Origin of the sequence: Herbiconiux moechotypicola (genome assembly GCF_024979255.1) — a bacterium.
In the GTDB taxonomy this organism is placed as follows: domain Bacteria; phylum Actinomycetota; class Actinomycetes; order Actinomycetales; family Microbacteriaceae; genus Herbiconiux; species Herbiconiux moechotypicola.
In genome coordinates, this window is record NZ_JANLCN010000007.1 from 126,368 (window position 1) to 138,677 (window position 12,310).

11 protein-coding genes are annotated in these 12,310 nt (G+C 70.7%); 9 read left to right on the plus strand and 2 right to left on the minus strand.

Annotated elements, in window-relative coordinates; translation table 11 throughout:
* Positions 1 to 92: 92 nt before the first annotated feature.
* From sucC to N1031_RS12740, 9 genes are all read left to right on the plus strand, one after another.
* Positions 93 to 1,262 carry an ADP-forming succinate--CoA ligase subunit beta gene (gene sucC / locus N1031_RS12700; RefSeq protein WP_259480061.1) on the plus strand — a complete coding sequence of 390 codons (1,170 nt, stop codon included), beginning with the start codon at positions 93 to 95 and terminating at the stop codon, positions 1,260 to 1,262.
* Between the two features lie 18 nt (positions 1,263 to 1,280).
* Positions 1,281 to 2,183 carry a succinate--CoA ligase subunit alpha gene (gene sucD / locus N1031_RS12705; protein ID WP_259480062.1) on the plus strand — a complete coding sequence of 301 codons (903 nt, stop codon included), beginning with the start codon at positions 1,281 to 1,283 and terminating at the stop codon, positions 2,181 to 2,183.
* 123 nt (positions 2,184 to 2,306) lie between these two features.
* Complete coding sequence (locus tag N1031_RS12710) at positions 2,307 to 2,828, plus strand: hypothetical protein (protein ID WP_259480063.1); 522 nt, start codon at positions 2,307 to 2,309, stop codon at positions 2,826 to 2,828.
* A gap of 59 nt (positions 2,829 to 2,887) precedes the next feature.
* Positions 2,888 to 4,195: a cell division protein PerM gene (locus tag N1031_RS12715; protein WP_259480064.1), complete on the plus strand. Its 1,308-nt coding sequence runs from the start codon at positions 2,888 to 2,890 to the stop codon at positions 4,193 to 4,195.
* 32 nt (positions 4,196 to 4,227) lie between these two features.
* Positions 4,228 to 4,821 (plus strand): phosphoribosylglycinamide formyltransferase, encoded by a 594-nt coding sequence (purN, locus tag N1031_RS12720; RefSeq protein WP_259480065.1) that lies wholly within the window; start codon positions 4,228 to 4,230, stop codon positions 4,819 to 4,821.
* Positions 4,818 to 6,488 carry a bifunctional phosphoribosylaminoimidazolecarboxamide formyltransferase/IMP cyclohydrolase gene (gene purH / locus N1031_RS12725; protein ID WP_259480066.1) on the plus strand — a complete coding sequence of 557 codons (1,671 nt, stop codon included), beginning with the start codon at positions 4,818 to 4,820 and terminating at the stop codon, positions 6,486 to 6,488. Before purN ends, purH begins: the two co-directional genes overlap by 4 nt.
* Before the next feature lie 35 nt (positions 6,489 to 6,523).
* Positions 6,524 to 7,729, plus strand: coding sequence for a dimethylargininase (ddaH, locus tag N1031_RS20450; protein ID WP_310795693.1), 1,206 nt, complete (start codon positions 6,524 to 6,526; stop codon positions 7,727 to 7,729).
* Positions 7,730 to 7,849: 120 nt separating this feature from the next.
* Positions 7,850 to 9,646, plus strand: a complete 1,797-nt coding sequence (locus tag N1031_RS12735) for an ABC transporter ATP-binding protein (RefSeq protein ID WP_259480067.1) — start codon at positions 7,850 to 7,852, stop codon at positions 9,644 to 9,646.
* Positions 9,643 to 11,457 carry an ABC transporter ATP-binding protein gene (locus N1031_RS12740; RefSeq protein ID WP_259480068.1) on the plus strand — a complete coding sequence of 605 codons (1,815 nt, stop codon included), beginning with the start codon at positions 9,643 to 9,645 and terminating at the stop codon, positions 11,455 to 11,457. The genes N1031_RS12735 and N1031_RS12740 overlap by 4 nt, the downstream gene beginning before the upstream one ends.
* Before the next feature lie 33 nt (positions 11,458 to 11,490).
* Here the strand turns inward: N1031_RS12740 and N1031_RS12745 are convergent, their stop codons facing one another.
* On the minus strand, positions 11,491 to 11,940 hold the full coding sequence (locus N1031_RS12745) for a hypothetical protein (RefSeq protein WP_259480069.1): 450 nt from the start codon (positions 11,938 to 11,940) through the stop codon (positions 11,491 to 11,493).
* Positions 11,941 to 11,942: 2 nt separating this feature from the next.
* Positions 11,943 to 12,305 carry an MGMT family protein gene (locus tag N1031_RS12750; protein ID WP_259480070.1) on the minus strand — a complete coding sequence of 121 codons (363 nt, stop codon included), beginning with the start codon at positions 12,303 to 12,305 and terminating at the stop codon, positions 11,943 to 11,945.
* Positions 12,306 to 12,310: the final 5 nt, after the last annotated feature.

Sequence of the window (12,310 nt, forward strand, 5' to 3'; positions counted from 1 at the left end):
GCGATGGAGGGGGCACTCCTTTCGTCGCGCCTTCAGTCTTGCCCTGCGAAATCCAGCCGGGCGACGAGTCGAATGCGGATTGGAAGACCAGCGTGGATCTATTCGAGTACCAGGCCCGAGACCTCTTTGAAAGCTACGGAGTTCCCGTGCTGCCGGGCATCATCGCCGACACCCCCGAGGAGGTCAAGGCGGCCGCCGAGAAGCTCGGCGGCGTGACCGTGGTGAAGGCTCAGGTGAAGGTCGGAGGCCGCGGCAAGGCCGGCGGCGTGAAGGTCGCGAAAGACCCCGAAGCCGCCGAGGAGGCCGCGAAGGCGATCCTCGGCCTCGACATCAAGGGCCACGTGGTCAAGCGGGTCATGGTCGCCGGCGGCGCCCGCATCGCGCAGGAGTTCTACTTCTCGGTGCTCCTCGACCGGGCCAACCGCTCCTACCTCTCGCTCACCAGCTACGAGGGCGGCATGGAGATCGAGCAGCTCGCCGTGGAGCGCCCCGAGGCTCTCGCCCGCATCGAGGTGGACCCCATCGCCGGCATCGACCTCGACACCGCGAAGCAGATCGCCCTCGACGCGAAGTTCCCCGAGGAGCTGATCGAGAAGGTCGCCCCCGTGTTCGTGAAGCTCTGGGAGGTCTACAAGGGCGAGGACGCCACCCTCGTCGAGGTCAACCCGCTCGTGCTCACCGAGGAGGGCGAGATCATCGCCCTCGACGGCAAGGTGTCGCTCGACGAGAACGCCGGCTTCCGTCACCCCGGCCACGAGGCCCTCGAAGACGCCGAGGCGGCCGACCCCCTCGAGGCCAAGGCGAAGAAGAACGACCTCAACTACGTCAAGCTCGACGGCGAGGTCGGCATCATCGGCAACGGCGCGGGCCTGGTCATGTCGACCCTCGACGTGGTGGCCTACGCGGGCGAGAACCACGGCGGCGTGAAGCCGGCGAACTTCCTCGACATCGGCGGTGGCGCCTCGGCCGAGGTGATGGCCAACGGACTCGACGTCATCCTCGGCGACGAGCAGGTCAAGAGTGTGTTCGTCAACGTGTTCGGCGGCATCACGGCGTGCGACGCCGTGGCCAACGGCATCGTCGCCGCCCTCGGCATCCTGGGCGACGCCGCGTCGAAGCCCCTCGTGGTGCGGCTCGACGGCAACCGTGTCGAGGAGGGCCGTGCCATCCTGCGCGAGGCCGCGCATCCCCTGGTCACCCTGGCCGCCTCGATGGACGAGGGCGCCGACAAGGCTGCCGAGCTCGCCGCGGCCGCGAAGTAAGCGAAGGACGAGAGAGCTATGTCGATTTTTCTGAACAAGGATTCCAAGGTCATCGTCCAGGGCATCACGGGCGGTGAGGGCACCAAGCACACCGCCCTCATGCTGAAGGCCGGCACGCAGGTCGTCGGAGGCGTGAACGCCCGTAAGGCCGGCACCACCGTCGCGCACACCGACAAGGACGGCAACGCCGTGGAGCTGCCCGTGTTCGGCACGGTGAAGGAGGCCATCGAAGCCACCGGCGCCGACGTCTCCATCGCCTTCGTGCCGCCCGCCTTCTCGAAAGACGCGATCATCGAGGCGATCGACTCCGAGATCCCGCTGCTCGTGGTCATCACCGAGGGCATCCCGGTGCAGGACTCGGCCGAGGCCTGGGCCTACGCCAAGGCCAAAGGCAACAAGACCCGCATCATCGGCCCGAACTGCCCCGGCATCATCACGCCGGGCGAGGCGCTCGTGGGCATCACCCCGGCCAACATCACGGGCAAGGGGCCGATCGGTCTCGTGTCGAAGTCGGGCACGCTCACCTACCAGATGATGTACGAGCTGCGTGACCTGGGCTTCTCCACCGCCATCGGCATCGGCGGCGACCCCATCATCGGCACCACCCACATCGACGCGCTCGCGGCGTTCGAGGCCGACCCCGAGACCAAGGCGATCGTCATGATCGGCGAGATCGGCGGCGACGCCGAGGAGCGCGCAGCCGACTTCATCAAGGCCAACGTCACCAAGCCGGTCGTCGGCTACGTGGCCGGCTTCACGGCGCCCGAGGGCAAGACCATGGGCCACGCCGGCGCCATCGTGTCCGGCAGCGCCGGCACCGCCCAGGCGAAGAAGGAGGCCCTCGAGGCCGCCGGCGTGAAGGTGGGCAAGACGCCGAGCGAGACCGCCGCGCTGCTGCGCGAGGTGTACGCCGCCCTCTGATCGGGGTATCGCGCGAGAGTGCGCAACGGGGAGGTCGTGTCACACGGCCTCCCCGTTCGCGTGCCCGGCACCGGCACGCTTCGCGCCACGCGACGCTGCGGCCGACCCTGGCAGAATGAACCCGTGACCACCCCCGCGCCGACCGCCAAGCCCGTGAGCATCTCCCGGCTCCTCCGGCACGAGTTCGTCACCCCGGAGTCGATCTACGGCACCATCCTCGTCAGTGCCATCATCGTGCTCGTCGAGGACGGCGAGAGCGATTTCTCGCTGCTCGTCACGGTGGCCGCCTCGAGCTTCGTGTTCTGGGTCGCCCACGTGTTCGCCACCACCGTGGCCCATCACGGCCGCACGGGAGCGCAGCAGGTGCCGTTGGGCGAGGCGCTGGCCTACGCGGTGCGCCACTCCGCAGGCCTCCTCACCTCCGCGATCATCCCGATCCTCGTGCTCGCCCTCGGCGCCGTCGGCGTGCTCGACGAGGCCGCGGCCTACCAGCTCTCGCTACTCGTCGGTGTTCTCATCCTGGTGGTGCTCGGCTGGCTGGCCTTCGCCGATCGAGGCGCCCGCTGGTACACCTGCCTGCTCGCCGGTGCGGTGACCGGGCTGCTGGGTGTGGCGGTCATCATGCTGAAGGTCGTCTTCCACTGAGCCGCCCGCGAGCGCGCCGCCCGCGATCAGGGGTGGCCGGCGGGTAGGCTCGGCCACGCATGAACCGTCCAGCCACCGTCTTCCTCGCCGCGCTCGACGCGCTCGTCGCCGCCGCCATCGGGATCGGTGTGGCGCTCGTCCCCCTCACCGTGCTCTGGGCCACCCAGTTCGGGCTCGCCATCGACTGGCTGGTGTTCTGGAGGGCCGCGGGCGATCTCTGGCTCCTGGGCAACGGCGTCGATCTGCTCGTCACGATCGACCCCGACACCGCGCTGCGCCTCGGCGTCGCCGGCGCGGAGGCGCCGTTCGAGGTGGGCTTCGCCCCGCTGGGCCTGGCGGCGGTCACCCTCCTGCTCGGCGCCCGTTCCGGCAGGCGTCTGAGCGCCACGCCGTATCCCGTGACCGGAGCGATCGCGGGTGCGCTGACGATGGCGGGCCTCGGCCTGCTGGTGTGTCTCACCACCCGCGACCCCGCCGCGCTCGCCTCGCTGGGCCAGAGCATCCTGCTGCCCGCCGCGATCTTCACGGGGGGCGTCGTGGTGGGGTACCTGTGGCTGCCGCGGCGCACGCCCTCGCCCGAGCTCGCGCCGGGTTCGCCGCTCGCGCGTGGCTGGGGCAGCGTGCGTGACCTCGTGCCGTCCACCGCCCGCGGGCTCATCGCGATCGCTCTGCGCGGGGGCGCGATAGCGGCCGGACTGGTGCTGGGGTTCGCCGCGCTGGCGATGGCGATCATCCTGGTGACCGGATTCGCGGGGATCGTCGCGCTCTACGAGAGCCTCCAAGCGGGGCTCGTGGGCGGCATCACGCTCACGCTCGCGCAGCTGGCGATGCTGCCGAACCTCGTGGTGTGGACCGCCTCCTGGTTCGTGGGGCCCGGATTCGCGATCGGTGCGGGCTCTGCGGTGTCGCCCCTCGGCACGAACCTGGGGCTCGTGCCCGCGCTCCCCGTGCTGGGCGCGCTGCCGCAGGGTACTCCGGCGCTCGGATTCGCGGGGCTGGTGGTGCCCGTCGCCGCCGCGTTCGTGACGGCCGCGGCTCTCCGGCCGGCCGTGGTCGACGCCCTGGGGGCGCGACCGGGAAGGATGCTGCGCGGCGCGCTCGCGGGTCTCGGCCTCGGGGCGGTCGGCGCGAGCATCCTGGCACTCCTCGCTCTCTGGGCGGGAGGCGCCGCGGGACCGGGCCGGCTGGCCGAGGTGGGGCCGGATGCGGGGGCCGTGTGGCTCTGGGCGTTCGTCGAGATGGCTCCCGCGGCCCTGCTCGGGCTCGTCGCCGGAGTGGGCTCGCGCGAGCGCTCCCGCAACGGTTCGCGCGAGGGTGCACGAGCACCCGCACCTGAGGCGCACGAAGACGCCGAACAACCCCGCTGATCCCCGCCCCACGGCCCGGGTACACTGTGACGGTGCTCTCCCTCGTCGTGCTCATCTCCGGGGGCGGCTCCAACCTCCGGGCCCTCCTCGAGGCGGCCGCCGACGCCGAGTTCCCGGCCCGCGTCGTGGCGGTCGGGTCAGACACCGACGCGCCCGGTCTCGCCCACGCCGAGGAGTTCGGCGTGCCGTCGTTCTCGGTCGCACCCACCTCCTTCGGCAGCCGCGACGAGTGGGGCGCCGAGCTGCTGGCGCAGGTGCGCCGCTGGTCGCCCGACCTCGTGGTGTGCGCGGGATTCATGCGCATCCTGCCGCCCGTGGTGGTGTCGGCGCTCAGCCCGGCGCTCATCAACACCCACCCGGCGCTGCTCCCCGCCTTCCCCGGTGCCCACGCCGTGCGCGACGCGCTCGCCGCGGGCGTGCAGACCACCGGCGTGACCGTGCACGTGATCGACGAGGGCGTCGACACCGGGCCGGTCATCGTGCAACGCGAGGTGCGGGTCGAGCCCGGTGACACCGAGGCCGAGCTGCACGAGCGCATCAAGACGGTCGAACGCGAACTGCTGGTGCAGGCCGTGCTCGACATCGCGAACGGACACGTCGACCTGAAGGAGACAGCAGCACGATGAGCGGCCCCCAGCACGATCCGAGCCTCTACCGCCACCGCGACACGGTGCCGCTCACCCGGGCCCTCATCTCGGTGAGCGACAAGACCGGGCTCACCGGGCTCGTGCAGGCGCTCGCCGCCTCGGGCGTCGAGATCGTGTCGACCGGGTCGACGGCCAAGGCCATCGCGGATGCGGGGGTGCGGGTCACCGAGGTCTCGAGCGTTACCGGGTTCCCCGAGTCGCTCGACGGTCGCGTGAAGACGCTGCACCCGGGAGTGCACGCCGGCATCCTCGCCGACCTGCGCCTCGCCTCGCACGAGAAGCAGCTCGACGAGCTCGGCATCCGGCCGTTCGACCTCGTGGTGGTGAACCTCTACCCGTTCCGCGAGACCGTGGCCTCGGGGGCGGCGCCCGACGCGGTGATCGAGCAGATCGACATCGGGGGCCCGGCGCTCGTGCGGGCCTCGGCCAAGAACTTCGCCAACGTCGCGATCGTGGTGTCGCCCTCCCGCTACGACGACATCGTGGCGGCCGCGGCGGCCGGGGGCACCGGCCTCGAGGTGCGCCGCGGCCTCGCGGCGGAGGCGTTCGCCCACACCGCGGCCTACGACACGGCGGTCGCCGGCTGGTTCGCCGAGCAGATCGGCGGCACCGGCGCGGCGATCGCCGCCGACGAACGGGGCACCGAGGGTGTCTCCGAGACCGCGGTCCCGGATGCGGAGCCCGGCTTCCCCGCCACCCTCACGGTGTCGGCCGACAAGACGGCGACGCTCCGCTACGGCGAGAACTCGCACCAGCAGGCGGCGCTCTATCTCGCGGCCGAGGGTCACGGCATCGCCCAGGCGGTGCAGCTGCACGGCAAGGAGATGTCGTACAACAACTACGTCGACGCCGATGCCGCCGTGCGGGCGGCCTACGACTTCACCGAGCCGGCCGTCGCCATCATCAAGCACGCCAATCCCTGCGGAATCGCCGTGGCCGACGAGGGCCTCTCGCCCGAGCTGGCGATCGCCAACGCGCACGCCAAGGCGCACGCCTGCGACCCGCTCTCGGCCTTCGGCGGAGTGATCGCCGCCAACCGCACGGTCACCCTCGCCATGGCCGAGACGGTGAAGGACATCTTCACCGAGGTTCTGGTGGCCCCGGCGTTCGAGGCGGAGGCCTTCGAGCTGCTGAAGACGAAGAAGAACCTGCGCCTGCTCACGCTCCCCGAAGGCTACGGCCGCGAGGCGGTGGAGCTGCGCCAGATCAGCGGCGGCTTCCTCGCGCAGAGCACAGACGTGTTCGACGGTCTCGACGCGTCGACCTGGACCCTCGCCACGGGCGAGCCCGCCGACGCCGCCACGCTCGCCGACCTCGTGTTCGCCTGGAAGGCCTGCCGCTCGGTGAAGTCCAACGCCATCCTGCTCGCCTCGGGCGGCGCCTCGGTGGGGGTGGGCATGGGCCAGGTGAACCGCGTCGACTCGTGCAGGCTCGCCGTGAGCCGCGCCGGAGACCGCGCGGCCGGTTCGGTCGCGGCCTCCGACGCCTTCTTCCCCTTCGCCGACGGCCTCGAGATCCTGCTCGAGGCGGGAGTCACCGCGGTCGTGCAGCCCGGCGGCTCGGTGCGCGACGAGGAGGTGATCGCGACGGCGGCCAAGGCCGGCGTCACGATGTACCTCACCGGCGAGCGCCACTTCTTCCATTGATGGGGCGTTCAGCCGCACTCGCCTAAGGTCTCTCCATGTCCTCCTTCCGCCTCCGCTCGGTGACCGCCTCGGTGGCCGCCGCCGCTGCCGTCGCCGTGATCGCCCTCGCCGTGGCCGTGCTGGTCTACTTCGTCGTCAACCAGCAGAACCCCCAGGCGTTCCCGGTCTACGGCGAGTACTTCCTCAACTCGGCCCTGCTGTTGTTCCTGTTCGCCGCGGTGTTCGGCCTGGTGGGCGCCTATCGCCGCTGGTACACGGCGCTCATCGCGGGTGTCGTGTCGGGCATCCTGAGCGCCCTGGTGGGCACGGGGATCTCGGCGCTCGCCGCGGGGATCGCCTTCGGCGACCTGTTCGCGCCGCTGATCGCCACCCTCATCGGCAACAACCTGCTGTTCGTGCTGGCCGCGGTGATCGCCTCGGTCACGGTGGCCCGCCGCATCCACGCCGCCATCGCCATCAGCGAGCAGGACGAGGTGCTGGCCCGCCGGTACGTGCTCGTGCGTCGCCCCGCCGAGTCGCTGGCCGATGGCATCGTGACCCACATCGAGCGCAGCGAGGTCGACCTCGACCTCGCCGAGGAGCAGTGGGAGGCCTACCTCGCCGCGCTCACCGGCGCGGGCTGGGAGCCCGTCGAGATCCCGGTCGCCGACGAGCTGCCCGACTCGGTGTTCATCGAGGACTCCGTGGTGATGTTCGGGGCGCTCGCGGTGCTCGGCAGCCCGGCTGCGGAGACCCGGGTGCCCGAGATCGCGGCCGTCGAGGCCGGCGTGGTCGCCCTCGGGCTCGAGACCACGCGCATCGAACAGCCGGGAACGCTCGACGGCGGAGACGTGCTCAAGATCGGCCAGACCGTCTACGTGGGCCGGGGTGGGCGCACGAACTCCGACGGCATCCGTCAGCTGCGCAAGCTGCTGGCCCCCCGTGGCTACTCCGTGGTGGCGGTGCCGGTGACGAAAGCGCTCCATCTCAAGAGCACGGTGACAGCGCTGCCCGACGGCACCGTCATCGGGTACCGGCCGCTGGTCGACGACCCGTTCGTCTACGACCGCTTCCTCGAAGTGCCCGAGCCGAGCGGAGCCCACGTCGTGGTGCTCGCCGACGACACGGTGCTCATCGCGGCCTCGGCGCCCGAGTCGGCCCGCCTCATCGAGGGGCTCGGTTACCGGGTGATCTCCGTGGACATCTCCGAGTTCGAGAAGCTCGAGGGGTGCGTCACCTGCCTGTCGGTGCGGGTGCGCTGACCCCTCGTCTTCGCTTGCGAACGGATGCGCGTGCTGACTAGTCTGTAAGGCTGCCCACACACCGTTTCCCCCCGATCGGGGGTGTTCCGGTGCGCCGGGCCGACGAGGAGACGAGCACGCATGTCACGCACCACAGGCCGGTCGACCACGGGGACCGTGGCCGTGCTGTCGCGCCTGCGCCCCTACGCGGCGAAGGCGCTTCCGCGTATCTACGTGGCCATGGGTGTCTCGCTGCTGGCCAGTCTCGTCGCCCTCGCCATCCCTCAGGTGCTGCAGTGGATGGTGGATGGGCCGCTCTCCGACGGCGACGCGGGTGAGATCTGGCTCGCCGCCGGCATCGTGCTCGGGCTCGGTGTGCTCGAAGCCGTGCTCATCGGTCTGCGGCGCGCGCTCGTGCTCACCCCGGGTACCCACGTCGAGGCCCGCATGCGCAACGCGCTCTACGCCAAGCTGCAAGACCTGCCCGTCGCCTTCCACGACCGCTGGCCCAGCGGCCAGCTGCTCTCGCGGGCGGTGAGCGACCTCAACCTCATCCGGCGCTGGCTGTCGTTCGGCCTGGTCCTGCTCATCGTCAACGTGCTCACCATCATCGGCGGGGCGATCATCCTCATCTCGCTCAACGTGGTGCTCGGCCTCATCTTCGTGGCCGCCGCCGTGCCCGTCATCGCCTACAGCTTCTCGTTCGAGCGCAAGTACGCCGACGTGGCCCGGCGAAGCCAAGACCAGGCGGGCGACCTCGCCACGAGCGTGGAGGAGTCGGTGCACGGCATCCGGGTGCTGAAGGCATTCGGGCGCAGCCGCTACGCGCTGAAGCGGTTCGAACGCCAGGCCGAGAAGCTCCGCGGTACCGAGATCGAGAAGGCCAAGGCCGTGGCCGGCATCTGGCTCTACCTCACGCTCATCCCCGATCTCGCCTTCGGCACGTGCCTGGTGGTGGGGGTGTGGCTGGCCTCCACGGGCCAGTCGTCGGTCGGGGTTCTCGTGGCGTTCTTCGCCACGGGGACGGTGCTGCTGTTCCCCATCTGGTCGATGGGCTACTTCCTGGCCATGACCCTCGACGCGAAGACGGCCACGCAGCGCTTCTTCGACGTGATGGACGAGCCGAACCCCATCACCGACCCCGCGCATCCGCTCACCGTGGCCGATGGCCGAGGGGAGCTGGTGTTCGACGAGGTGCACTTCCGCTACCAAGACGCACCCGAGCGGTTCCCCGATCTGCTCGACGGCGTCACGCTCACCGTGCGGCCGGGCGAGGCCATGGCGCTGGTCGGCCTCACCGGCTCGGGCAAGTCGACCCTCACGGCCCTCACCACCCGCCTCTACGAGGTCACCGGCGGCTCGGTGCGCATCGACGGCATCGACGTGCGCGAGCTCTCGCGGGAGGAGCTGCGCTCGCGGGTGGCGATGGCCTTCGAGGAGGCGACGCTGTTCAGCCAGACCGTGCGCCAGAACGTGCTTCTCGGCCGCCCCGACGCCTCGGAGGCCGAGTTGCGGGAGGCGCTCGAGATCGCGCAGGCCGGTTTCGTCGACGATCTGCCCGAGGGGCTGGACACCAAGGTGGGTGAGGAGGGGATGAGCCTGTCGGGCGGGCAGCGTCAGCGCCTCGCCCTGGCGCGGGCCATCGCGGCGCGGCCGAGCATCCTGGTGCTCGACGACCCGCTCTCGGCCCTCGACGTCGACACCGAGGCGCTCGTGGAGGAGGCGCTGCGCCGTGTGCTCGCCACCACCACCGCCCTCATCGTGGCCCACCGGCCGTCGACTGTCGCCCTCGCCGACCGCGTCGCGGTGCTGCAGGACGGCCGCGTCACCGCGGTCGGCACGCACAGCGAGCTGCTCGCCACGAACGAGCACTACCGATTCGTCATCTCGTCGTTCGATGCCGACGAACGCAGCACCGCGAAGGAGACCGCGTCATGAGCGCCGAGACCGTGTCGGGCGTCTCCGGCGAGGAGCGCGACGACCTCAGCCGCGCCGAGAGCAAGCAGATCCGGGCTCGCTCGCTGAGATTGCTCGGGTCGCTCGTGCACCCCGTGCGGGCGCGGCTCGCGCTCTCCATCGTCGTGGTGGTCGTGAGCACCATCTCGCAGGTGGCCGGGCCGTCGATCATCGCCTACGGCATCGACAGCGGGCTGCCGGCGCTGCTGGAGTCGAACTGGCTGCCCGTGGGCCTCGCCGGGGCGGCCTACCTGCTCGCCGGGGTCACCGGTGCCGGGCTCATCGCCTGGTTCACCGTGCTCTCGGCGCGCATCAGCCAGCAGATCCTGTTCGACCTGCGGCGTCGCGTCTTCCTGCACACCCAGCGGCTCAGCCTGGAGTTCCACGAGAGCTACACCTCGGGACGCATCATCTCGCGCCAGACCAGCGATCTCGACGCGATCCGCGAGCTGCTCGACGCCGGCATCAACCAGCTCGTGCAGGGCGTGCTCTACATGATCTTCACGGCGGTCGCCCTGTTCCTGCTCGACGTGCAGAGCGGATTCATCCTGCTCGTGGCCCTCGTGCCGCTGGCGGTGCTCACGCGCTGGTTCCAGGTGCGCTCTCAGCGACTCTTCCGGCGTACGAGAGTGGCTTCCGCGCGCCTGATCGTGCACTTCGTCGAGACCATGACGGGCATCCGCGCGGTGAAGGCGTTCCGCACCGAGAAGCGGGGCGCGCGCGAGTTCGCCGGGCTGGTGGAGGACTACCGCGACGCCAACGGGCGGGCCATCAAGCTCTTCGGCATCTACGATCCCGGGCTGGTGCTCATCGGCAACGTGGCGGTGGCCGTGGTGCTGCTCGTCGGGGGCTTCCGGGTGCTCGACGGCGGTCTCGAGATCGGTGTGCTGCTCGCGGCCGTGCTCTACACGCGCCGCTTCTTCGACCCGATGGAGGACATGGCGATGTTCTACAACGGGTACCAGAGCGCCACGGCCGCGCTCGAGAAGATCTCCGGTGTACTCGAGGAGCAGCCGAGCGTGCCCGACCCCGAACGCCCCGTCGACCTCTGGGAGTCGACCGGGCACGTGCGATTCGACCATGTGGAGTTCGGCTACACCGCCGACCGGGCGATCCTGCCCGAGTTCGACCTCGACATCCCGGCCGGGCAGACGATCGCCCTGGTCGGCTCCACGGGAGCAGGCAAGTCGACTCTCGCCAAGCTCATCTCGCGGTTCTACGATCCGACCGCGGGGAGCGTGACCCTCGACGGGGTCGACCTCCGTGAACTCCACCCCAAAGACCTGCGCCGCGCGATCGTGATGGTGACGCAGGAGGCCTACCTGTTCTCAGGGACGGTCGCCGACAACATCGCCATCGGCCGGCCCGACGCCTCACCGGAGCAGATCGAGGCCGCCGCCGTGGCCGTGGGGGCCGACACGTTCATCCGGGGTCTGCCCAACGGCTACGACACCGACGTGAACAAGCGCGGTGGCCGCGTATCGGCGGGGCAGCGCCAGCTCATCTCGTTCGCGCGGGCCTTCCTGGCCGACCCGGCCGTGCTCATCCTCGACGAGGCCACGGCGTCGCTCGACATCCCGAGCGAGCGGCTGGTTCAGGATGCTCTGCAGACGCTGCTGGCCGACCGCACGGCCGTCATCATCGCGCACCGGCTCTCGACCGTCTCGATCGCCGACCGGGTGCTCGTGATGGAGCAGGGCCGCATCGTCGAGGACGGGTCGCCCGCCGAGCTCATCGCCGGCACGGGCCGGTTCGCGCAGCTGCACAGCTCCTGGCGGCAGTCGCTGGTGTGACCGGGGCAGCCACCCCCAGCGGAGCCGGATCGGCTACTCGGTGGGAGTGGACGTCCCGCCCTGACTCGGATCGGCGTTGCGCCAGGCGAAGTACTGCACGCCGTAGGTGAGGAAGATGTGCCAGTCGCCGTCGCACACGACCTGGTCGTAAGCGATGCTCTGCGGCCACCAGGTGTCTTGCATGGTGGGCCGCTGGTCTGCGACGGAGGCGTCGCAGGGCTGCCCGATCGGCGTGGTGACCGGAGTCGGCTGGCCGAACTGCAGGATGCTCTCGCCGGTCTCGGTGTTCTCCTTGATCTGGATGTTGAGCGCGTCGGAGGGCACCCAGCTGGGCACGGCGAGAGTGGCGTCGGGCCCGGTCGCGTCGGTCATCGTGGGGTAGAGGGCCGTCTCGACGGGAGGCGTGATCGCGTTCATGAGCGAGCAGCCCGACAGCGCCACGGCCAGCGCCGCGGCGGTCGCCGCGGCAAGCGGGGCGCGCATCTTCATCTGCTGTGATCGATCCTCTCGTGCAGGGTGCCGGCCGGGTGCAGCGGCCGCCACATCGCTTCAGCGTAGTCGACGGCGTACCCCGGTTCCCGCGAGATCGCCCGGAGCGGGGTTCCCTCGAGCTCGTAATGCTCACGCGCCGAGGCTTCATGACCCGCCGGAGGGAGACCGCCCGAGCGCACCACACGCCACCACGGATGCGCGTGGCCGTAGCGCCGCATCACCGAGCCCACGGCACGTGCGGCGCGGGTGCCGAGCAGGGCGGCGACGTCGCCGTAGCTCAGAACCCGGCCCGCCGGGATGGAGTCGACGACGTCGAGCACGTCGTCGACGAACGACGGCGTCTCGCCCGCGGTCACAGCAC

What these genes read in the sequence shown, in the direction of transcription:
- sucD (WP_259480062.1), top strand. Translation starts at nt 1,281, where the DNA reads ATGTCGATTTTTCTGAACAAGGATTCCAAGGTCATCGTCCAGGGCATC.
- N1031_RS12715 (WP_259480064.1), top strand. Translation starts at nt 2,888, where the DNA reads ATGAACCGTCCAGCCACCGTCTTCCTCGCCGCGCTCGACGCGCTCGTC.
- purH (WP_259480066.1), top strand. Translation starts at nt 4,818, where the DNA reads ATGAGCGGCCCCCAGCACGATCCGAGCCTCTACCGCCACCGCGACACG.
- ddaH (WP_310795693.1), top strand. Translation starts at nt 6,524, where the DNA reads ATGTCCTCCTTCCGCCTCCGCTCGGTGACCGCCTCGGTGGCCGCCGCC.
- N1031_RS12735 (WP_259480067.1), top strand. Translation starts at nt 7,850, where the DNA reads ATGTCACGCACCACAGGCCGGTCGACCACGGGGACCGTGGCCGTGCTG.
- N1031_RS12740 (WP_259480068.1), top strand. Translation starts at nt 9,643, where the DNA reads ATGAGCGCCGAGACCGTGTCGGGCGTCTCCGGCGAGGAGCGCGACGAC.
- N1031_RS12745 (WP_259480069.1), bottom strand. Translation starts at nt 11,940, where the DNA reads ATGCGCGCCCCGCTTGCCGCGGCGACCGCCGCGGCGCTGGCCGTGGCG.